The sequence below is a fragment of the Campylobacter sp. CH246 genome, from assembly GCF_004378835.1.
GTDB lineage: Bacteria > Campylobacterota > Campylobacteria > Campylobacterales > Campylobacteraceae > Campylobacter_D > Campylobacter_D jejuni.
This window is the reverse complement of sequence record NZ_RYYA01000002.1, coordinates 18,583-40,393: the sequence shown is the minus strand read 5'-3', so window position 1 is coordinate 40,393 and position 21,811 is coordinate 18,583. Positions and strand designations below refer to the sequence as shown.

At 31.2% G+C, this 21,811-nt stretch carries 25 protein-coding genes; 21 read left to right on the top strand and 4 right to left on the bottom strand.

Annotated features, from left to right (window positions below; translation table 11 throughout):
- Nucleotides 1-13: 13 nt before the first annotated feature.
- Both ELQ06_RS01850 and flgG read left to right on the top strand, forming a co-directional pair.
- Nucleotides 14-826, top strand: a complete 813-nt coding sequence (locus ELQ06_RS01850; RefSeq protein ID WP_052782017.1) for a flagellar hook-basal body protein — start codon at nucleotides 14-16, stop codon at nucleotides 824-826.
- Between the two features lie 28 nt (nucleotides 827-854).
- Nucleotides 855-1,646, top strand: a complete 792-nt coding sequence (flgG, locus tag ELQ06_RS01845) for a flagellar basal-body rod protein FlgG (RefSeq protein WP_002852142.1) — start codon at nucleotides 855-857, stop codon at nucleotides 1,644-1,646.
- 67 nt (nucleotides 1,647-1,713) lie between these two features.
- On the opposite strand, the gene glnA is transcribed toward flgG, so the two are convergent.
- The gene (gene glnA, locus ELQ06_RS01840) at nucleotides 1,714-3,144 is read right to left on the bottom strand and encodes a type I glutamate--ammonia ligase (RefSeq protein WP_052797761.1); all 1,431 of its coding nucleotides are present in this window, start codon (nucleotides 3,142-3,144) and stop codon (nucleotides 1,714-1,716) included.
- A 202-nt stretch (nucleotides 3,145-3,346) separates the two neighbouring features.
- Between glnA and ELQ06_RS01835 the strand changes: the two genes are divergently transcribed.
- The 18 genes from ELQ06_RS01835 (at nucleotide 3,347) to ELQ06_RS01750 (ending at nucleotide 16,313) form a co-directional block, all read left to right on the top strand.
- Entirely contained in the window at nucleotides 3,347-4,042 is a 696-nt protein-coding gene (locus ELQ06_RS01835) for a chemotaxis protein (protein ID WP_052797760.1), read from the top strand.
- On the top strand, nucleotides 4,039-5,292 hold the full coding sequence (locus ELQ06_RS01830; protein ID WP_052797759.1) for a peptidase U32 family protein: 1,254 nt from the start codon (nucleotides 4,039-4,041) through the stop codon (nucleotides 5,290-5,292). Before ELQ06_RS01835 ends, ELQ06_RS01830 begins: the two co-directional genes overlap by 4 nt.
- Nucleotides 5,293-5,787, top strand: a complete 495-nt coding sequence (purE, locus tag ELQ06_RS01825) for a 5-(carboxyamino)imidazole ribonucleotide mutase (RefSeq protein WP_002866547.1) — start codon at nucleotides 5,293-5,295, stop codon at nucleotides 5,785-5,787.
- A gap of 9 nt (nucleotides 5,788-5,796) precedes the next feature.
- Nucleotides 5,797-6,333: a DUF3972 domain-containing protein gene (locus ELQ06_RS01820; protein ID WP_002852251.1), complete on the top strand. Its 537-nt coding sequence runs from the start codon at nucleotides 5,797-5,799 to the stop codon at nucleotides 6,331-6,333.
- Between the two features lie 11 nt (nucleotides 6,334-6,344).
- Nucleotides 6,345-7,208, top strand: a complete 864-nt coding sequence (glyQ, locus tag ELQ06_RS01815) for a glycine--tRNA ligase subunit alpha (RefSeq protein WP_052782020.1) — start codon at nucleotides 6,345-6,347, stop codon at nucleotides 7,206-7,208.
- Nucleotides 7,195-7,920 (top strand): Nif3-like dinuclear metal center hexameric protein, encoded by a 726-nt coding sequence (locus tag ELQ06_RS01810; RefSeq protein ID WP_052782021.1) that lies wholly within the window; start codon nucleotides 7,195-7,197, stop codon nucleotides 7,918-7,920. The genes glyQ and ELQ06_RS01810 overlap by 14 nt, the downstream gene beginning before the upstream one ends.
- Nucleotides 7,921-7,929: 9 nt before the next feature.
- Nucleotides 7,930-8,646 (top strand): zinc ribbon domain-containing protein, encoded by a 717-nt coding sequence (locus ELQ06_RS01805; protein WP_002856929.1) that lies wholly within the window; start codon nucleotides 7,930-7,932, stop codon nucleotides 8,644-8,646.
- Complete coding sequence (gene waaA, locus ELQ06_RS01800; RefSeq protein ID WP_052782022.1) at nucleotides 8,643-9,800, top strand: lipid IV(A) 3-deoxy-D-manno-octulosonic acid transferase; 1,158 nt, start codon at nucleotides 8,643-8,645, stop codon at nucleotides 9,798-9,800. The genes ELQ06_RS01805 and waaA overlap by 4 nt, the downstream gene beginning before the upstream one ends.
- A complete protein-coding gene (locus tag ELQ06_RS01795) occupies nucleotides 9,781-10,533 on the top strand; it encodes an RluA family pseudouridine synthase (RefSeq protein WP_052782023.1) in 753 nt (250 codons plus the stop codon). Before waaA ends, ELQ06_RS01795 begins: the two co-directional genes overlap by 20 nt.
- Before the next feature lie 67 nt (nucleotides 10,534-10,600).
- Nucleotides 10,601-11,938, top strand: a complete 1,338-nt coding sequence (ffh, locus tag ELQ06_RS01790; protein WP_052782024.1) for a signal recognition particle protein — start codon at nucleotides 10,601-10,603, stop codon at nucleotides 11,936-11,938.
- Nucleotides 11,939-12,003: 65 nt separating this feature from the next.
- On the top strand, nucleotides 12,004-12,231 hold the full coding sequence (gene rpsP / locus ELQ06_RS01785) for a 30S ribosomal protein S16 (RefSeq protein WP_002852274.1): 228 nt from the start codon (nucleotides 12,004-12,006) through the stop codon (nucleotides 12,229-12,231).
- Between the two features lie 2 nt (nucleotides 12,232-12,233).
- On the top strand, nucleotides 12,234-12,476 hold the full coding sequence (locus ELQ06_RS01780) for a KH domain-containing protein (protein WP_002852144.1): 243 nt from the start codon (nucleotides 12,234-12,236) through the stop codon (nucleotides 12,474-12,476).
- Nucleotides 12,469-13,008, top strand: a complete 540-nt coding sequence (rimM, locus tag ELQ06_RS01775; RefSeq protein ID WP_002868041.1) for a ribosome maturation factor RimM — start codon at nucleotides 12,469-12,471, stop codon at nucleotides 13,006-13,008. The genes ELQ06_RS01780 and rimM overlap by 8 nt, the downstream gene beginning before the upstream one ends.
- On the top strand, nucleotides 13,005-13,709 hold the full coding sequence (trmD, locus tag ELQ06_RS01770; RefSeq protein ID WP_052782025.1) for a tRNA (guanosine(37)-N1)-methyltransferase TrmD: 705 nt from the start codon (nucleotides 13,005-13,007) through the stop codon (nucleotides 13,707-13,709). Before rimM ends, trmD begins: the two co-directional genes overlap by 4 nt.
- A 10-nt stretch (nucleotides 13,710-13,719) precedes the next feature.
- Nucleotides 13,720-14,076 carry a 50S ribosomal protein L19 gene (rplS, locus tag ELQ06_RS01765; protein WP_002852307.1) on the top strand — a complete coding sequence of 119 codons (357 nt, stop codon included), beginning with the start codon at nucleotides 13,720-13,722 and terminating at the stop codon, nucleotides 14,074-14,076.
- Nucleotides 14,077-14,209: 133 nt separating this feature from the next.
- Nucleotides 14,210-14,623 (top strand): hydroxyisourate hydrolase, encoded by a 414-nt coding sequence (gene uraH / locus ELQ06_RS01760; RefSeq protein ID WP_052782026.1) that lies wholly within the window; start codon nucleotides 14,210-14,212, stop codon nucleotides 14,621-14,623.
- A 23-nt stretch (nucleotides 14,624-14,646) separates the two neighbouring features.
- Nucleotides 14,647-15,987 carry a 3-deoxy-7-phosphoheptulonate synthase class II gene (locus ELQ06_RS01755; RefSeq protein WP_052782027.1) on the top strand — a complete coding sequence of 447 codons (1,341 nt, stop codon included), beginning with the start codon at nucleotides 14,647-14,649 and terminating at the stop codon, nucleotides 15,985-15,987.
- The gene (locus ELQ06_RS01750) at nucleotides 15,984-16,313 is read left to right on the top strand and encodes an ArsC/Spx/MgsR family protein (RefSeq protein ID WP_002854966.1); all 330 of its coding nucleotides are present in this window, start codon (nucleotides 15,984-15,986) and stop codon (nucleotides 16,311-16,313) included. Before ELQ06_RS01755 ends, ELQ06_RS01750 begins: the two co-directional genes overlap by 4 nt.
- Before the next feature lie 12 nt (nucleotides 16,314-16,325).
- Here ELQ06_RS01750 and ELQ06_RS09025 read toward each other — a convergent pair whose 3' ends face one another.
- Nucleotides 16,326-16,568 carry a SelT/SelW/SelH family (seleno)protein gene (locus ELQ06_RS09025; RefSeq protein ID WP_257406500.1) on the bottom strand — a complete coding sequence of 81 codons (243 nt, stop codon included), beginning with the start codon at nucleotides 16,566-16,568 and terminating at the stop codon, nucleotides 16,326-16,328.
- Nucleotides 16,569-16,760: 192 nt separating this feature from the next.
- Between ELQ06_RS09025 and dnaE the strand changes: the two genes are divergently transcribed.
- Nucleotides 16,761-20,363, top strand: coding sequence for a DNA polymerase III subunit alpha (dnaE, locus tag ELQ06_RS01740; RefSeq protein WP_052797758.1), 3,603 nt, complete (start codon nucleotides 16,761-16,763; stop codon nucleotides 20,361-20,363).
- Nucleotides 20,364-20,374: 11 nt separating this feature from the next.
- On the opposite strand, the gene ELQ06_RS01735 is transcribed toward dnaE, so the two are convergent.
- Together ELQ06_RS01735 and flaC are read right to left on the bottom strand one after the other, a co-directional pair.
- Entirely contained in the window at nucleotides 20,375-21,007 is a 633-nt protein-coding gene (locus tag ELQ06_RS01735) for a YggS family pyridoxal phosphate-dependent enzyme (RefSeq protein ID WP_052794041.1), read from the bottom strand.
- 34 nt (nucleotides 21,008-21,041) lie between these two features.
- Complete coding sequence (gene flaC / locus ELQ06_RS01730; RefSeq protein ID WP_052797757.1) at nucleotides 21,042-21,791, bottom strand: flagellin C; 750 nt, start codon at nucleotides 21,789-21,791, stop codon at nucleotides 21,042-21,044.
- Between the last annotated feature and the right edge of the window lie 20 nt (nucleotides 21,792-21,811).

The window sequence follows — 21,811 nt, the reverse complement described above, 5'->3', positions numbered from 1 at the left end:
TATAGGTGAAAATATGCAAAATGGATATTATCAAGCAACTGGCGGAATGGTAACTCAGTTTAATAAACTTGATGTGATTACTAATAATCTTGCCAATATCAATACAAGTGGATATAAAAGAGATGATGTGGTTATTGCAGATTTTAAAAGGATTTTTAAAGAAACTCAGGATGAGTTGCCTATAGAAAATCACACAAGAGATGCATCTCGTTTTGTAAATACTACAATAGATGGCATCCCGCAAGTTTCTCAAGAATATACGGATTTTAGCCTAGGTTCTTTAAAGGCCACAAACAATCCTTTGGATTTGGCAATGACTAGAGAAGATGCTTTTTATTTGGTTCAGACCAAAGATGGAGAAGTAAGATTAACCAAAGATGGAAATTTTCAACTTAATGATGAGGGTTATTTGGTAAATAAGCAAGGATACAAGGTATTAAGTAGTGATTATTTTAATAATCCTCAGAATGCTGGCATACGCATTCCTAATGGTGCTGTTCAAATTAGCGTTGATAAAAACGGAAGCATTGAAGTTGATGGAGCTCAAAATGCAAGATTATTTGTAGCACAAGTAGATGATATAAGAGCTTTGCAAAAAGATGGGGATAATGTCTATAAAATAGATGATCTAACCCGTATTAGAGATTTGAAAAACTCCAATGCTATTCGCCAAGGTTTTTCTCAGGGATCAAATGTTAATCCAGTTACTGAAATGGTAGGACTGATTGAAGCAAACAGAATGGTAGAAATGTATCAAAAAGTTATGACAGCTCATATGGATGACTTAAATCAAGAAGCTATCAATAAGCTTGCAGCTGTTAAATAATTTAAAATAAAATGAAAAAGGATTCAAGATGATGAGATCACTTCATACTGCTGCTACAGGAATGGTAGCGCAGCAAACACAAATTGATGTTACTTCCAATAACATCGCCAATGTTAATACAGCAGGTTTTAAGAAAAGTCGTGCAGAATTTGCTGATCTTATGTATCAAGTTATGAAGTATGCAGGAACTTCAACTTCAGCTACTACTCTTTCTCCTTCGGGTATAGAAGTGGGTGTGGGTGTGCGTCCAACAGCGGTAACTAAAGTTTTTACTGAAGGAAATTTAAAATCAACAAGTACTGATGGTCTTGATATGGCTATTGCAGGCAATGGGTTTTTTCAAATACAACTTCCTGATGGCACTATAGGATATACTAGAAATGGGCAATTTACAAAAGATAATGAAGGTAATATTGTAAATTCAGACGGTTATAGACTTTTACCTGAAATGACAATACCTGAAGGTGCAACAGCAATTAATGTTGCTACAGATGGAACCGTTTCTGTAATGTTACCAGGGGAGCAACAAGAAACTCAAATTGGCCAAGTGGAGCTAGTTCAGTTTATAAATCCAGCGGGTCTTCATTCTATGGGTGATAATCTTTATCTTGAAACAGGAGCAAGTGGTGCACCTGTTGCGGGTATAGCAGGGCAAGATGGACTTGGAACCATAAGACATGGATTTATAGAACTTAGTAATGTTCAGCTTGTTGAAGAAATGACAGATCTTATCACAGGACAAAGGGCTTATGAAGCGGGTTCTAAGGCAATTACAACAAGTGATGATATGCTAGGAATTGTAAATCAGCTTAAGCGATAGTTGATATAAAATAAATAATTTTTAATTCTTTTTTAGTTTAATGGCGTGTTAAACGCCATTAAATTTTTTAGCAAGAGTAGCAAGTTTTAAATTCATAAGCAGTTGGACGAGCTTCTACTGGCCAAACTTGTGTTTCAAATTTTAAATGCTGATAGTCATCGATAAAAATATCGCTCATTACAGGTTTTAAATAAGAATTATGTCGGATTAAAGCTTCTAAACTTCCTCTTAGAGTATGCGGTAATTGCTCTATCCCTTTTTCACGTATTTCATCCAAAGTAAGATCAAATAAATTTTCATCCATAGGACCTACAGGAATGGTTTTATTTTTGACTCCATCAAGACCTGCCATTAAAAGACTAACAAAAGCTAAATAAGGATTGGCAGTGCTATCAGGGAAGCGAATTTCTATGCGAGCTGAATTTTTACCTATGCCATAAGGAACGCGACAACTTGCTGATCTGTTTTGACAAGAATAAGTTAAAATACAAGGAGCTTCAAAGCCAGGAACTATTCTTTTGTAAGAGTTGGAACTTGGATTTGTAAAAGCTGCGACACTTCTAGCATTTTTTAAAATTCCACCTATATAATTTATAGCAGTTTGACTAAGTCCACTGTATCCATCTTTATCGTAAAATAAATTTACCCCATCTTTCCATAAGCTCATATGAACATGCATACCATTGCCATTATCTCCGTATAAAGGTTTTGGCATAAAAGTGACAGTTTTGCCATTTAAATGAGCTACCATTTTTACAACATATTTATAAATTTGAACATTGTCAGCTGCTTCTACAAGCGTGCCAAAATTTACTCCTATTTCAGCTTGTCCTTGTGCAACTTCATGATGATGAACAAAAGTTTTAAGGCCTACTTTTTCAAGAGTTTGAACCATTTCAGAACGAATATCTACTAAAGAATCAATTGGCTGAACTGGAAAATATCCACCTTTGTTTCTTGGCCTGTGTCCAGTATTGTAGCTATCAGTAAATTCTCTATCATCATTCCACTCTCCTTCTTCGGTATCAACTTCATACTTAGAACAATGAGTAGTATCAACTATTTTTACACTATCAAAAACAAAGAATTCATTTTCTGGTCCAAAGTAAGCAATATCAGCTATGCCACTATTTTTAAGGTATTCCATTGCTTTTTTTGCTATGCTTCTTGGACATTTTTCATACATTTGTCCTTTGTAAATATCATACACATCACAAAACACTATGATAGTAGGGTCAGCTGTAAAAGGATCTAAAAAAGCACTTTGTACATCAGGTTTTAAAATCATATCTGATTTTTCTATAGGTTGCCATCCATGGATTGAGCTTCCATCAAATGGAATACCAGTTTGAAATGTTTCTTCATTGATTGCATGAAGATTATAGGTAATATGATGCCAAGTTCCTATCATATCTGTAAAACGAAAATCAACAAAAAGCACTTCATTTTGTTTGCAAAATTTGAAAAAATCATCTATATTATTAACAAATTTTCCCATATTTTTACTCCTTTTATGTAATTAAATTTATAAAATTATATCATAAAATTTTTAATTAAGATTTAATTAATATATTTTTTTTAATAAATTTAAAATTTAATTTAAAAAGATTAAAAAATAAAAATTTATATTTTTGTTTTAGATAAAATTGATTATAATTTTGAGCAATTATTGAAAATCTAGATTTAAAAAAAGGAAAAAAATGACTCAAGAAGAGCTTGATGCTTTGATGAATGGTGATGTTGATCTTGATTCAGAGAAAGAAGCAGAGGTAAAAACCGAAGAATCGAATACCGAAGAAGATGCTTTGATGTTAGAAGATGTCAAAATAGCTGATTACAAACCTAATCCTAGCGTGGTATGGCCACCACCCCCACCAAATCAGGAGCATAAAGTTGTACATCAGTTAGATGATGTTACAAAAGATAGCGAGCTTAAAGCAACGGAAATGATGGATAAGCTTGAAAGTATTAATAATTTTTTTGCGGATTCTGAAAGTTTACTCAAAGAAATAAATAAAGTAATAGAAAAAAATATTGATATTTTTTCTAAACTTAGTGAAAAATTTCCTAATGTGGAAAGTTTCAGTGAAGCTTTAGAATTAAACAATCAAGCTAAAAAAAGTTCCAAGGAGATTGTCGGAAATCTTCAAAGCGGACAAGATGAAGTGATGATGGCAATGGATGCAATGCAGTATCAAGATATACATCGTCAAAAAATCGAACGTGTTATTAATGTAATGCGTGCTTTAAGCCGTTATATGAGTTCTTTATTTGAAGGTAAAATTGATGATAAAAAACGTGTAAGTTCTGCAGTGCATATTGAAGGTGATAGTACTGCCGATGTTGTAAGTAATGATGATATAGAAGCTTTAATTGCAAGTTTAGGGCAAAAATGATCATTCCTGAAATAGTAGCTCCTGCAGGAAATTTCACAAAATTAAAAATTGCTTTAGCTTACGGCGCAGATGCGGTTTATGCGGGTGTGAATAATTTTTCTTTAAGATCACGCACCGCAAGAGAATTTAATTATGAAAGTTTTGAAGAAGCTATTAAATATACCCATAAGTGTGGTAAGAAAATTTATGTTACTTTAAATGGTTTTCATTTGAGTTCTCAAATTGAAGGTTTAAAAAGACATATATTAAAATTACGTGAGATGAAACCCGATGCTTTTATTGTAGCTTCTGTTGGAGCTATGCGTCTTGTTAAAGAACTTGCACCTGAAATTTCTTTACATGTTTCTACTCAGGCAAATATTTTAAATTATTTAGATGCTCAAGTTTATAAGGATATGGGTGCTAAAAGGGTTGTAATTGCCAGAGAATTAGGGCTTAAAGACGCTAAAGCTTTAAAGGAAAATTGCGATATTGAACTTGAAGCTTTTGTGCATGGTTCTATGTGTTTTGCTTATTCAGGGCGTTGTTTAATAAGCTCTGTGCAAAGTGGAAGAATGAGTAATCGTGGATCTTGTGCAAATGATTGCAGATTTAATTATGAGCTTTATGCTAAAAATCCAGAAAATGGTACTTTATTTCGTTTAGAAGAAGATGAAAATGGTACTCATGTGTTTAATTCTAAGGATTTAAATCTTTGTTCTTATATAGAAAAAATCATGCAAGAAAATTGTATCAGTGCTTTTAAAATAGAAGGGCGTACTAAAAGCGAATATTATGTTGCGCTTACAACAAGGACTTATAAAATGGCCATACAAGATGCTTTAGAGGGTAAATTTGAGTCAAGTAAGTATGAAAAAGAGATTGCTACGCTTAAGAATCGTGGTTTTACAGATGGCTATCTTGTTTCGCGTCCTTTAGAAAAAACCGACACGCAAAATCATAATACAAGCATAGAAGAAGGTTCTCATCAAGTACATGCTATAAGCGAAGATGGAAGCTTTTTTAAATGTAAAGGGAAAATCGTTTTAAACACGCCTTATGAAATTTTAGCTCCTTTAGGCGATGTGATTCAAACTTGCGATAATGAACTAGGTAAAATTTATCAAAAAGAGGATAGATATTTTATAGAGTTTAAAAAACTCATTGCTAAAAACAATAAAGAATTTAGCGAAATTCATAGCGGTAATGAACATGAAATCCAATTACCAAATAAAATCAGTGCATTAAGTTTTTTAAGAAAGGAAATATAGATGAATTTTGTTTCTATTTTAATGGGAAGCAAGAGTGATTATGAGACTATGAAAGAGGCTGCTAAAACTTTAGAAAGTTTTGGGGTAAAGTATGAACTTATCATTTCATCAGCTCATCGTAGTCCAAAAAGAACAAAAGAGTATATTGCAAATGCTGAAGAAAAAGGTGCGAAGGTTTTTATAGCAGCAGCTGGAATGGCAGCGCATTTAGCTGGAGCTGTTGCAGCTTATACAACAAAACCTGTTTTAGGAGTGCCTATGCCAGGAAGTAATCTTGCAAGTATGGATTCTTTGTTTTCTACGGTGCAAATGCCTAGTGGAATTCCTGTAGGAACTTTAGCTATTGGTAAGGCTGGAGCGATCAATGCTGCTTATTTGGCTATGCAAATTTTAGCTATTTATGATGTTGATTTAGCACAAAAGCTTAAAGAAGATCGTCTTGAAAAAGAAAAAAAACTTGTATCTGATTCAAAAGAAGTAGAAGTTTTATTATAAGGGATAAAAATGCAAACCTATCTTGAACTTGAAGAATTTTGTAAACTTGTGCATTTAAATGAAGATGTGGTTAAGGGTATGATGGCCAATGGGGCTTTAAATTTTAAAGAAGAAGAGGGTAAAATTTACATCGAAGCTCATCAAGGTACTTTTAGTGTAGTACCTAGTTCTGCAAAATCTCAAACTGCAATGGTAAATTCAATGACTTTAGCAGGAGAAAGTTTTGTTGAAAAAACAATAGGAACTATTTTAAATTTGCATGAAAAAGTTTTAGATGCTAAAGATGAAACACTTGAAGCATTAAAAAATGAGAATAAATTTTTAAAAGACGCCCTTTATTCTATGCAAGAACTTTATGATGAAGATAGAAAAACTATAGAAACCTTAAACAATGAGCTAAAACATGCGCGTGAAGAGATAGAATTTCTCAAGCGTAAATATAAATTAATGTGGAGTAAAACCGCAGAAATTTTTGGAGCTAAGACAGAGCCTGATTTGGAAATGAATAAAAATTTAGAAAAACCTATTGAAAATATGGAACAATAAAGAGAGATACAATGACTTTTTCACAAATGATACTTAATTTACAAAATTATTGGCAAGAGCAAGGTTGTGCGATTATGCAACCTTATGATATGCCAGCAGGTGCAGGAACCTTTCATCCAGCAACTTTTTTAAGAAGTTTAGGAAAAAAACCTTGGGCAGCTGCTTATGTGGCTCCAAGCAGAAGGCCTGCTGATGGACGTTATGGTGAAAATCCCAATCGCTTAGGTGCTTATTATCAATTTCAAGTTTTAATTAAACCTAGTCCTGATAATATCCAAGAATTGTATCTTAAAAGTCTTGAAAATTTAGGTTTTGATTTAAAAAGTCATGATATTCGTTTTGTTGAAGATAATTGGGAGAGTCCAAGTTTGGGTGCTTGGGGTTTAGGCTGGGAAGTATGGCTTGATGGCATGGAAGTCACTCAATTTACTTATTTTCAGCAAGTTGGTGGTATAGCAGTAGATTTAGTAAGTGCTGAAATTACCTATGGTCTTGAAAGAATAGCCATGTATCTTCAAAATGTTGATAATGTTTATGATGTAGTTTGGAGTGAATTTAATGGAGAAAAAATTAAATACGCAGATGTGCATAAGCAAAGTGAATATGAATTTAGTAAATACAATTTTGAAGTAAGTGATATTAAAATCTTAAATGAGCAGTTTGAAAACTCTTACAAAGAATGTAAAAATATTTTAGAACAAGGATTGGCTTTGCCTGCTTATGATTATTGTATGCTTGCTGCACATACTTTTAATCTTTTGGATGCAAGAGGAGCAATTTCTGTAGCACAAAGACAAGATTATATGTTAAAAATTCGTGAACTTTCAAAAAATTGTGCTGAAATTTATAAGAAAAATTTAAATGAAGCTGAGTGAAATTTATAATTTTTTAGATCAATTAAGTCCCTTTAATATCCAAGAATCATGGGATAATAGTGGAATTTTGCTTGGAGATAAGGATGGTGAAATTTCAACTGTTTATTTAAGCTTAGATATTGATGAAAATATTATTAAAGAAGCGAGTGAAAATTCTTTAATTATCACACATCACCCTTTGATATTTAAAGGTTTAAAAGATTTATATGACAAGACTTATCCTAGGGCTTTTATTAAAGAAATGATTTGTAAAAATATTTCTTTAATCAGTATGCATACAAATTATGATTTAAGTCATTTAAATACTTATTTTACGGAAGAAATTTTAGGTTTTAAAATTTTTTTTAAAGACGAATTTTTAATTTATGTAGAAAATTCTATGTCTTTTGAAACTTTGTGTGACTGGGTGAAAAAAAAGTTAAATTTACAAATTTTACGTGTAAGCGATTGTGGTAAAAAAGACATTAAGCGTATTGCTATATGTACTGGAAGTGGCGGGGATTTAATTTATAAAGTAGATGCAGATTGTTTTTTAAGTGGAGATTTTAAATATCATCAAGCTTTAGAGGCGCTTAGCAATCAAATCAGTCTTATTGATTTAGGTCATTTTGAAAGTGAGAGATATTTTTCTCAATGTTTAGCAAAAGACTTGAAAAATTTGCCACTACAAGTTATAATAACAGTTTCAAAAAATCCATTTCAATATTTTTAAGGAAAATAAATGAATAAATATCTCGAACAATTAGTGCTTTTATCAAAAATAGATCAAGAAATTGATAGTTATGAACCAAAAATAGACAGTATTAATAGGACTTTAAAAGATGCTGAGTTAAAAATAGGAAAAATCAACACAGATTTAGAAAAAATCGATGAAGAAATCAAAGATATAGAAAATCAAAAAGTGCAAAATAATGCTCATATTTCTGAGTTTTCAGCAAAAATTAAAGAGCTTTCTAAAAAAAGTGGCGCAGTAAAAACAGAAAAAGAAGCTAATGCTTTAAAAATTGAAGAAGATATTGCAAAAGAGCAATTGGACGCTGCAAATGATGAGATTGTAAGACTGGATAAAATTTTAGAGAATAAAGAAACTTATAAAAAAGAACTCGAAGAAGAAAAAATCAAACAAGAGCAAAATATTAATGAGATTAGAGTAAGTATTAAATCTGAAATGGAAGTTCTTGAAAAAGATAGAATGAGTGTTTATGATAAAAAAACCAAACTTGTGGGCGAGATGAATCAAAAAGTTCTAAGTTTTTATGAGAAAATTCGCAAATGGGCGAAAAATACTGCTGTAGTACCCGTTAAGAAACAAGCATGCTATGGATGTTTTATGAAAATTTACGATAAGACCTATCTATCTGTTGTAAAAGGCGAAGAGATTGTAACTTGTCCTCATTGTGGAAGAATTCTTTATAAAGAGCAAGAAGAACAAAATTGATCTTTTTTTATTATTTTTTAACTTGGACGGCATTTTTATTTTGTGCTGTCTTTATTCTTTTGCTTTCTTTTTTAAAATCCAAATACAAAACTAGTTTAAAATCCCGATTTTTTCTTTATAAAAATTTACATCAAGAAAAAGCTGATGTACATTTTCATGCTTGTTCTTACGGGGAGGTAAGAAGTATTAAAACTTTGGTTTTGAAATTTGATTCAAGAATAACTACTATTACTCAAACAGGTTTTGAATGTGCAAAAGAATTTTGTAAAAAGGTAAATTATCTTGCTTTTGAAAATTTTTTGCCTTTTTGGCTTAAGCCTTGCAAGGTTTTGGTAATTTTTGAAGCAGAATATTGGCTTATGCTTGTTTTTATGGCACGTATTTATAAGGCTAAGATTATTTTGCTTAATGCGAGAATATCTGATAAGTCTTATCATTCTTATCAAAGATTTTCTTTTTTTTATAAAAAAATTTTTTCTTATATTGATGAAGTTTTTGCTCAAAGTGATTTAGATAAAGCAAGACTTGAAAGTTTGGGAGCTAAAAATGTTAAAATTTTTAAAAATATTAAGGCAAATTTAGAAATTAAAAATAATAAAATTTATACCAAACCTAAGGAAAAACTTATCATTTTTGCCAGTACTCATAAGGATGAAGAAGAGCTTTTGCTTGATCATTTTAAACTAGAAGAAAATGAAAAACTCATTATCGCCCCACGACACCCTGAACGTTTTAAAGAAGTTGAAAATTTGCTTTTAAACAAAGGTTTAGAATTTGAAAAATTTAGTTCTTTAAAAGATGAAAATAAGAAATTTTCTAAAAAAATTTTGCTTTTAGATGCTTTAGGGGAGCTTGTAAATTTTTATGCAATTTCTGATGTTGTTGTGCTTGGAGGTTCTTTCATAGAAGGCATAGGAGGACACAATCCTATAGAAGCGGCATATTTTGATAATGTATTAATCAGCGGGAAATTTATTCACAATCAAAAGGTTTTGTTTGAAGAAGTGGAAAATGTATATTTTTGTGAAAAATTAAAAGATTTAAATGATAAAATTCATTATTTAAATTTAAAAGCTAAAATTTCCAAAAAAGAAAATTTAGATCTTATCGTACAAACCATACAAAAGGGAATTGATGCAAGAAAAAGCTTATAAACTCTTAGCTTTGCAAGAAAAAATTTCAAATCGTGAAGCTAAAGATTTGATTGATAAGGGTTGTGTTTTTTCACATGGAAAAAAAGTTGTGGTTGCTAGAGCTTTGATGAGCGATAAGGCAAGATTTAATGTGATTAAAACCAAAAATCCTCAAATTATTTTTGAAGATGATAAGATTATTGCTATTAATAAACCTTATGCTTATGTGAGTGAAGACTTGGAGAAAAAATTTAATGCCAAGCTTTTAAATCGTTTAGATAAAGAAACAAGCGGTGTGATTTTGCTTTGCAAAGATGAAGATTTTAGAAAGCTTTGTATAGAAGAATTTAAAAAGCACAGAGTTTATAAAAGTTATATTGCGGTTTTAGATGGGGTTTTGGCTGAAGAGGTTGAAGTGAACGAGCCTATTTTTACTATAAAAGCAAAAGGCGGGGCGTTAAGTAAAGTTTCAAAAGATGGTTTAAGTGCCTTAAGTATCATTACTCCTATTATGATACAGTCAAAAAAAACCTTAGCAAAAATAATCATTCAAACAGGTAGAACTCATCAAATCAGAGTACATGCTAAATTTATAAAACATGGTGTTATAGGCGATGAAAAATATGCTAAAATTTCAAGCGATAGAATGTATTTGCATAGCTATGAAATTAAAATTTTTGATTATCATTTTAAGGCTAATTTAGATAGTGGTTTTACAAAATTTGGCTTTGAGATAAAAAATTTAGATTTTTAAAGCCATTTAAGAAAAAATTTTGTATAATGCAAGGTTTAATTTAAAAATTTTATAGAAAGGTGATAAAGTGTTTGAGTTAGTCAGCGAATCTTTTAAATCAGCGATTAATAAATTACGTTTTGTTGATGATGAAAAAGCACTTAAGAACGCTTTAGAAACCTTAAAAAAAGCTCTTTTAAAAGCAGATGTTCATCATAAGGTAACTAAAGAGCTTTTGACTTTAATAGAAGAAGATGTAAAACAAAATGGCATAGGTCAAAAACAATTTTTAAATGCCATTAAAATAAATTTAGAAAATATTTTAAGTGTCAATGGCAAAAATCAAGGTTTTGTTTTTGCTTCTAAACCCCCAACAGTAGTTCTAATGGCAGGTTTGCAAGGGGGCGGTAAGACTACAAGCACTATCAAACTCGCAAATTATTTAAAATTACGCAATAAAAAAGTCTTAGTTGCAGCTTGTGATTTGCAGCGTTTAGCAGCGGTGGAGCAACTAAGACAACTTTGTGAAGCTAATGAAATTGAACTTTTCTTTATAGAAAATGAAAAAGATCCTATTAGAGTTGCTAAAGAGGCTTTAAAAAAGGCTGAAAGTTCCATGGTGGATGTTTTGCTTGTGGATACTGCTGGACGTTTGGCTATAGATGAGGCTTTGATGAATGAATTAAAAGCAGTTAAGAATGTTTTAAATCCTGATGAGATTTTCTATGTTGCTGATGCAATGAGTGGTCAAGATGGGGTTAAGACTGCGGCTAGTTTTAATGAAGCTTTGAATATCAGCGGGGTAATTTTATCAAAATTTGATGCAGATACTAAAGGTGGAGTAGCCTTGGGTATAGCAAAACAAATCGGTATTCCTTTAAGATTTATTGGTGTAGGTGAAAAAGTAGCAGATTTAGAAGTTTTTATACCAGATCGTATAGTAAGTCGCATTATGGGCGAGGGTGATTTGGCTACTTTAGCTGAAAAAACTGCTGCAGTGATTGATGAAAAAGAAGCTAAAAAACTCAATCAAAAAATCAAAAAAGGGGAATTTAATTTTAATGATTTTCTTAACCAAATGGAAAGTATTAAAAAATTAGGAAGTATGAAGTCTTTAATCGGTATGATACCAGGACTTGGTGGAATGGCAAATGCGGTAAAAGATATAGATTTGGATAATTCTAAAGAAATTATACACATTAAAGCAATGATTTCTTCAATGACTCCAAAAGAAAGAGAAAATCCTGATTTATTAAATAATGCTAGAAAGCGTCGTATAGCAGAGGGAGCAGGTCTTTCTCAGGTAGAAGTCAATCGTTTTTTAAAACAATTTAGCAATGCAGCAAAACTTGCAAAAAGATTTTCAGGTAAAAAAGGAATGGAGAGTTTGACACAAATGATGAGTCAAGCTAGAAGACAGTTTTAAATTTTATTTATAAATACTTTTTATAGTATCTATAAATAAAATTTTTAATTTTTTAAGGAGTATAAATGACAGTTATTAGACTTACAAGAATGGGTAGAACTAAAAGACCATTTTATCGTATTGTAGTTACGGACAGTAGAAAACGTCGTGATGGTGGTTGGATAGAAAGTATTGGGTATTATAATCCTATGGTAGAACCTGAAGTAATTAAAGTTGATGCAGAGCGTTTAGCTTATTGGAAAAGCGTTGGTGCAAAACTTAGCGATAAAGTTGCTTCTATCACTAGCAAATAATCATGGTAGAGAATTTTCTTAGAGAATACGCAAAATTAATTGCAGATTATCCTGAACAGATTGATACTCAAAAAATTGAATTAAGTGAAAATTTTTTTGAGATTGTTCTTTTTGCACATAAGGTTGATACAGGTAAGCTTATAGGTAAAAATGGAAAAATGATCAATGCTATAAAAACTGTAATCTCTGCTTATAAGAGCAAGGATGCAAGTTCTTATAGAGTAACGGTAAAAGCACTTGAGTGAAAAAGATTTTGTTCAAGTTGCAAAACTTGGTAAAACTGTGGGTCTTAAGGGTTATGTAAAATTGCATAACCTGAGCGACTTTTCTTCTCAATTTAAAAAAGATGCTACTTTTTTTATAAAAAACACTAAAGAAATGTTAAAGATTAAGCATTATAATACAAGCAATTCTACTGTTTTATTTGAAAATTATGAAGATATAGAAAAGGCCAAAGAATTAACTAATCTTATTCTTTTTCAGAGTATCGAGAAAAGTAGACAAACTTGTAAATTAAAAAAAGATGAGTTTTTTTATTTTGATATTTTAGAGTGTGAAGTTTTTGAAGAAGATAAGAGATTAGGTAAAGTGGTTGATATCTTGGAAACTGGAGCTTCTTATTTATTTGAAATTCAAAGTGATGAAAAATGGGTTGAAAAAAAATATCCTAAAATATTTTTTATTCCATATTTAGATAAATTTGTTAAAAATATAGATATAGAAAAACGACAGATTTTTTGCACGCAAGATGCTTTTTTAATTTTAGAAAATTCATGAAATTTAGCTTCGTTTCTTTGTTCCCTAGTCTTATGGAATTTTACTTTCAAGATTCTATACTTGCAAGAGCAAAAGAAAAAAAACTTTTCGAACTTAATTTTTATAATCCAAGAGATTTTTCTAAAAATTCCTATCATAAAGTCGATGATTATAAAATAGGTGGTGGAGCTGGACTTTTGATGCAAGCTGAACCTATGTATGAGGTGTTAAGAAGTATTCAAGAAAAAAAAGAAAATCCCTATTTTATTTTTTTAAATCCAAGTGGTAAAACCTTTAATCAAAAAGACGCCAAACGCTTAAGTAAAAAAGAACATATAGTTTTTGTATGTGGGCGCTATGAAGGTATAGATGAAAGAGTGCTTGAAATTTTTGCGAATGAAGTTTTTAGTATAGGGGATTTTATTTTAACAGGAGGAGAATTACCTGCGCTTGTAATGTGTGATGCGATTTTAAGAAATGTTAACGGTGTTTTAGGAAATATGGAAAGTTTGGAAGAAGAAAGCTTTGAAAACAATTTACTCGAAGCGCCTGCTTTTTCAAAACCTTTTATTTTTGAGAAAAAAAATAAAAAATTTTATACTCCTTCAGAGTTTTTAAAGGGTAATCACGCTAGAATTGCAAGTTTAAAAACTACTTTGGCGTCTTGCAAAACGAAATTTTTTCGTCCAGATTTATTTTTAGAGCATGAACGCAAAAAATAAGGGATTTTTTATGAAAAATAAATATATAGAACAATTTGAAGCAAAACAAATTGAAGGTAAAAATGTTCCAGATTTTCGTGCTGGTGATACTTTAAAGCTTGCAATTCGCATCAAAGAAGGAGATAAAACAAGAATCCAAAATTTTGAGGGTATTTGTATTGCTAGAAGAGGTAATGGCGTAAGTGAAACTTTTATCGTGCGTAAAATTGGCGCTAATAATGTTGGCGTTGAGAGAATTTTCCCTATTTATAGTGAAAGTTTAGAAAGTATTACTGTTTTGCGTCGTGGTCGTGTACGCCGTGCAAGATTATTCTACTTAAGAGATAGACGTGGTAAAGCAGCGCGTATTAAAGAGCTTAAAAAATAATTTATAATTATTTTCTATTATAAGTCTAACAATTAAATAATTATAATTAATTTATAATTATTATTTATTTGATTTTAATTATTAATAATACTCTTGTATAATATTTCTTGTAAATATTATACAAGGAGAGAAAATGTTTTCTATTAAAAAAACTTTATTAATACTAGCAAGCGTGCCAATGTTTTTGAGTGCTACTGAATATCAATTAAGTACTCATGTCTTGGATATTACTTCTGGACAACCTGCTCCTAAAGTAAAAGTTGAGCTTTATAAGTTGGAAGCAAATCAACAGTGGAAAAAAGTAAGTGAAGAATTTACCGAAGAAAATGGTAGAATAGGAGATTTATTACCATATGAAAAAGCTGAAAATAGGGCTTTTGGAATTTATAAGCTTAAATTTTTTACAAAAGACTATTACATATCACACAAAATAAATACTTTTTATCCTTTTGTAGAGGTAAGTTTTGAGCTTTCTAAAGATCAGAAACATTATCATGTTCCAATAACCCTTTCTCCTTTTGGTTATTCAACTTATAGAGGAAGCTGATAAATAAAACGAAAGAAAAAACCATGTGGGCTAAGAATTCTTGGAAAAACTATCCTATAAAACAGCAACCTATCTATCCAGATCAAGAGGAAATGAATAGAGTTTTAGCAAGACTTGAGAAACTTCCTCCTTTGGTTTTTGCTGGAGAAGTGAGAAATCTTCAAAAGTCTTTAGCAAGAGTTTGTAAAAAAGAAGCTTTTTTACTTCAAGGTGGAGATTGCGCTGAAAGTTTTGAAAATTTTGGCGCTGTAAATATCCGTGATATGTTTAAAATTTTACTTCAAATGGCTATAGTGCTTACATTTGCTGGTGGATGCCCTGTTATAAAAATTGGTCGTATTGCAGGGCAGTTTGCTAAGCCAAGAAGTAGTGATTTTGAAGAGTTAAATGGTATAAGTCTTCCTAGTTATCGTGGTGATATTATTAATGGTTTTGAATTTAGCGAACAAGCACGCATTCCTGATCCACATAGAATGCTTGAAGCTTATTATCAAAGTGCAACAACGCTAAATTTGTTACGTGGATTTGCTAAGGGTGGTTTAGCAGATTTGCATGAAGTACATCGTTGGAATTTGGGTTTTTTAAAAAAGAGTGAACTCCATAAGCAATATACTGATATCAGTGAAAAAATTTCACAAGCTTTAGCTTTTATGGAAGCTTGTGGGATTAATACAAGTAATACTCCAAGCCTAAGAGAAGTTAGTGTTTATACTTCACATGAAGCTTTACTTTTGCCTTATGAAGAAGCTTTAACTAGAGTGGATAGTTTAAGTGGAGAAATTTACGATTGTTCAGCTCACATGCTTTGGATAGGTGAAAGAACAAGGGCGCTTGATGAAGCTCATGTGCATTTTTTAAGTGGAGTAAAAAATCCTTTAGGGGTTAAAATAGGACCTAGTGCAAGTGCTGATGATATCATAGCTTTAGCAAATGTTTTAAATCCAAATAATGAAGAAGGAAGATTAAATATTATTATCCGCATGGGTGCAGATAAAATTATCAATAATTTGCCAAAAATTTTCTCTAAACTTAAAAGTGAAGGTTTAAATTTAGTATATAGCATAGATCCTATGCATGGAAATACGGTAAAAGCAGGCAATTTTAAAACACGTGAGTTTGATAAAATTATGCAAGAAGTGAGATCTTTTTTTGAGATTGCAATAAGCGAAGGGGTTTATCCAGGTGGAGTGCATCTTGAAATGACTGGGAAAGATGTAACAGAATGCACAGGTGGTGCAAGCAATGTTACTGCTCAAAGCTTGGAAGATCGTTATGAGACTCAATGCGATCCAAGACTTAATGCGGATCAAGCATTAGAACTTGCTTTTTTAATCGCAGATTTGGTAAAAAAGGCTAGAAAATGAAACTTTATGGTATTAAAAATTGCAATTCTGTAAAGAAAGCTATGGATGCTTTAACACAAAAAGGTATTGTGTTTGATTTTATGGATATTAAAAAGATTAATCAAGATATTTTATACACATGGTTAAAACAAAAATCTTTTGAAGAACTTATCAATACTGCTGGATTAACTTCTAAAAAACTTGGCTTAAACAAAGAAAAAGTTAAAAATTTAAATGAAAAAGAACTTGAAAAAATTGTATTGGAAAATCCAAGTTGTATTAAGCGTCCTATTATCGAGTATGAGCAAAACATATATATTGGTAAGGAATATGAGAAAATGTTATGATAGAGTGTTTGATTACACTCTATTTTTTATTAATTGATTAATTTCATTTTGATATGGAAATCTTTCACTTTCGCAATTAATAAGTTGTGTTTTAGAGAAGATAACTTTTCCGTCTACTTCAACGATAAAATCACCTCTGCCGCCAATTTCAAATTCTACTTCAACATCTTTGAAATCGCTTTGTAGTTCTTCTGCAACCCTTGCAGCTTGTGGGCGATAATTTCAAAGATTGCAATAAGCAATTTTTACTTTCATCATTTCATCCTTTGAGAAGTTCTTTTTATTAAGATTAAAATCTTAGATTTTATTATAGTTTATTTTGGCTGAATTTTTGCCTTTTTGTAAAATTTAAGTTGAAATTTAGGGTCAATTTCTTTCAAATTCAGCGAGAAAAATTTATAATTTTTATCAAAATTAAAATAAGCCTTAAAAAACTAAAGGAAGAAAATGAGTCAATTTACACACTTGCATTTACATACAGAATATTCTTTGCTTGATGGGGCCAATAAGCTTAAAGAATTAGCTTTGACTTTAAAAGAGCAGGGTGCTACAAGTGTGGCTATGACAGATCATGGAAATATGTTTGGGGCAATTGATTTTTATCAAACAATGAAAGCACAAGGTTTAAAACCTATCATTGGTATGGAAGCGTATTTGCATAATCATGATGAATTAGATGATAAAAGTTCTCGTCAGCGTTTTCACCTTTGTTTGTATGCAAAAAATGAGATCGGATATCAAAATTTAATGTATTTAAGTTCTCAAAGTTATATTAAAGGTTTGTATTATTATCCGCGTATCAATAAAAAGCTTTTGGAAGATTATAGCGAAGGTCTTATTTGCTCTTCTGCTTGCTTGCAAGGTGAAGTAAATTGGCACTTAAATACTTATAGTGAAAGAAATGTGCGTTTTGGTGCAAAAGGCTATGAAGCAGCAAAAGAAGTGGCATTATGGTATAAAAAAGTTTTTAAAGATGATTTTTATTTTGAAATCATGCGTCATGGTATAGGCGACCAAAGAATGATAGATGATGATATTATCAGACTTTCTAAAGAATTAAATATAAAAATTATTGCTACAAATGATACGCATTATACCTTTAAAGAAAGAGCGGCTGCCCATGAGGTTTTTATGTGTATAGCTATGGGAAAAAAACTTAATGATCCTGATAGAATGCGTCATAGTGTGCATGAATTTTATGTTAAAAGTCCTGAGCAAATGAGTGAGCTTTTTGCAGATATTCCAGAAGCTATAGAAAATACACAAGAAATCGCACAAAAATGTAATTTAGAGCTTAATCTTGGCAATCCCACTCCACCGAATTTTAAATTTACAAGAGAATATGCTAAAGATCATAATATTACCTTACCTGAAGAAACAAAAGAATTTAGCTTTGATAATGATGATATAGTTTTTGAAGAACTTTGCAAAAAGGGACTTGAAGAGAGATTAAAATTTATCGATGAAAGCAAGCATGAAGAATACAAACAAAGACTTGAAGTAGAAATTAATATTATTAAAAATATGAAATTTTCAGGTTATATGCTTATTGTTCATGATTTTATTAAAGTGGCTAAAGATAAAGGTATTCCAGTAGGCCCTGGAAGAGGATCAGCTGCAGGAAGTTTGGTTTCTTATTGTTTAAGGATTACGGATTTAGATCCTATTCCTTATAGTCTACTTTTTGAGCGTTTTTTAAATCCTGAGCGTGTGAGCATGCCTGATATTGATGTGGATTTTTGTCAAGACAGACGTGCTGAAGTGATTGATTATGTGATTGATAAATATGGAGCAGATAAGGTTGCACAGGTGATTACCTTTGGTAAACTTTTGGCTAAAGGGGTGATTCGTGATGTGGCTAGAGTTTGTGATATGAGTATTCAAGATGCTGATGAGCTTGCTAAACTTGTGCCTGAAGAGCTTAAAATCACTCTTGATGCTGCTTATGAAAAAGAACCTAAAATCAAAGAATTTATCGATCGTCATCCTAAAGGTCTTGAAGTTTGGGAGTATGCAAGAGCTTTAGAAGGATTAAATCGCAATGCGGGTATGCACGCAGCAGGTGTTGTAATTTCTAATGAAAGTTTATGGAAGAAAACTCCGCTTTTTAGACAAAGTAAAAATGATGAAAGACATTTGGTAACGCAGTATTCTAAAGATCATTTAGAAGATGTGGATTTGATAAAATTTGACTTTTTAGGTCTTAAAACCTTAACAGTAATCAATAATGCGATCAAGCTTATTAAAAAGCGTTACAATAAAGACATTATTTGGGAAACTATAGATGTAAATGATAGCAAGGTTTATAAAACCATACAAAGTGGAAATACTTTAGGGATTTTTCAAATCGAATCAGGCGGTATGCAAAGCTTAAATGCACGCTTAAAACCAGAGCGTTTTGAAGATATCATTGCGGTTCTTGCGCTTTATCGTCCAGGCCCTATGGAATCAGGAATGCTTGATGATTTTATCGATAGAAAGCACGGTTTAAAAAGCATAGAATATCCTTTTGACAGTTTAGAAAAGGTTTTAGAACCTACTTATGGGGTTATTGTTTATCAAGAACAGGTTATGCAAATTGTTCAAATTATAGGTGGCTTTTCTTTAGGAGGTGCTGATGTAGTGCGTCGTGCTATGGGTAAAAAAGATCCTGAGAAGATGAAGAGGCTTAAGACTGATTTTGCAGATGGAGCAGAAAAACAAGGATATGATAGAGTAAAAGCTGAAGATTTATGGGAGCTTATCGTAAAATTTGCAGGATATGGTTTTAATAAATCTCACTCTGCGGCTTATGCGTTGATTACTTTTCAAACAGCTTATTTAAAAACTTATTATCCTAGTGAATTTATGGCAGCGCTTTTAACAAGCGAAGAAAACAATGTGGATAAAATTGCTGTTTATATTGATGAGATGAAAAAAATGAATATTAAACTTTTACCTCCATCGATTAACAAAGCGATCCGTGAATTTAGTGCTTTAGAGCAAGATGGCAAGGATGCTATTATATACGGACTTGGGGCTATAAAAAGCGTGGGTATTCCTGCAGTTGAAAATTTACTTGAAGCAAGGCAAGATGGAGAATTTAAGGATATTAATGATTTCTTAGGTAAGATAGATCCTACCAAGATAAACCGTAGAACATTAGAAAGTCTTATTAAGGCAGGGGCTTTTGATGAGTTTGGTTTTACTAGAAAAGCTTTGTTTGATAATATGGAAAATCTTAGCGAAGCATCGCGTAAAATGGCTGAAGTAAGAAAAAATGCTGCAAGTTCTCTTTTTGGTGAAGAGGAGTTAACTTCAGGTGTTCAAGTAAATTTTACTCCCAAAAATGAAGAATTTGAAGTGATGGAAAAATTGGGATATGAAAAAGAAATTTTAGGAATTTATGTTTCAGGACATCCTTTAGATCGATTTTATGAACAAATTAATGCCATAGATTATGTTAAAAGTTTAGAGTTTGAAGGTTTAAAAAACAATGGAGAAATTTTAAGTATAGGTAAAATTGAAGATTTTAAATCTATGATGAGTAAAAATAATAAGCGTTATGGTAGAATTGAAATTTTGGATTATTATTCTTCGTTTGATGCTACTGTATTTGAAAGTAATGTAGAAGAAATAGAAAATATCATTAAAGATGAAAATTTGAAAAATAATGCTTATGGTTTTGTATTGGGATTTAAAGCTGAAGGAGGGGAAAAGCCCAGCTTTTTTTTAAAAGCAATTAAAGACTTGCAAAGTCTTGAAGATGGTGAGATTAAAGCTATAAAAAAATTTGGCACAAAAAAAGATTTTAAAAATAAAGAAGAAAATCATTTTACCGCAGAACCTAAGGAATTTGAAAAAAATATCATAGAGCTAGATTTGACAAGGTTAAATAGAGAATTAATCTATGAAATTCATGAAATTGCTAGAAATGCACATAATCCTAATGAAAAAAATAATAAAAAACTTGTTTTAAAAGTTATTAGCGCGGGATCTTGCCTGCTTTATCATACAGATTTTATTATCTCTGATAGTATAGTAGAGGAAATTTCTAATAAATATGCTTAAGTAAGATTGTTTTACTTAAGATTTTTAAATAAAATGCTTCCGAGTCTTACCAAGTTGGATCCGCATTTTATAGCAATTTCAAAATCATTACTCATCCCCATAGAGCAAATCTTAGCCCCATGTTTTTGAAGAATTTCATAAATTTTAAATGTAGTTTCAAAGCTTTTTATAATATTTTCTTTATCTTGGCTGTGTGATCCTATGCTCATTACGCCACAAAGATTTAAATTAGAGCATTCTTCTTGTATTTGTAAATATTCTTCTACGGCTTGATTTGGATCTAGACCGCTTTTGCTATTTTCATTTGCGCTATTGATTTCTAATAAAGTATTTAATTTATAATCAAGTCTTTTGTTCATAGCTTTAGCTATTTTAATACCATTGCAAGAGTGCCATAATATAGGTTTTTGTTTGATTAATAGATTGATTTTGTTGCTTTGTAGCGTTCCTATAAAATGCCACTTTATGTCTAGTTTTTTTTCATCAAGATTTTCTTTTTTTTGTGCTAGAGCTTGGACTTGATTTTCTCCAAATTCTACTATACCTTGATCAAAAAGCTTTTCAATTATACTTGCATCGACATACTTGCTTGCGGCTACAAGACGAACGTTTTTGGTTTTTTCTAAAATTTGCTCTAAAGTCATTTTGATAAAAAATAAGCCCTATTTAGGGCTTATTTTATTGTAATAAATTAGCAATTTTGCTTTGAAGCTGCATGTTGGATTGCGCAGCAACAAAAGCAGCAGCATTTTCTTTTAGATAATTGGCATTAAAATCATTGACATTTTTTGCCATGTCATTATTTAGTAAATTATTTTCAGCTGCTTTTGAGTTGATGCTATTTTGAACACTTGCGTTAATATTTGATGTGATAGCATTGATACCTGAACCTATTTCACTTCTTAAACTTCCAAGTTGATCCATAAAATTTGTAATACTGTCTTGATTATCTATGCTTAATCCACCTGTTGCTAATGGATTTAAATTCGTAGTTTCAGTTCCGCTACCTACTACAAAATTCATAGTTTGAAAGACATTTTTTCCATTATAAGTTGCATTGTTAAAAGAATCATTGATGGATTCTTGTATGCGTGTTGCTTCTGTTCTTAGCATTCCTTTTTGAGAATCATTGAGCGCAGCGTTGTTCATTTTTACTGAAAGTTGATTAAGTTTATCTGCACTTTGAGAGATATTGGTAAGGCTAGCATCTGCAATTTGTAAAACCCCTATAGCATCATAAGCATTTGCGACACCTTGATCTATAGTGCTTGATTGAGATCTTAAAGAATCAGCAATAGCTAAATTAGCACTATCAACTCCACTTATTGCGCGAACAGCTGCAATATTTTCTAAAGCTTTATCGCTAGCTTTTTGTGCATTATTTAAATAATAATTTTGTTGCATTATAGTTGCATCAGAGATCATCATGGCCTACTCCTTCTCTTTTG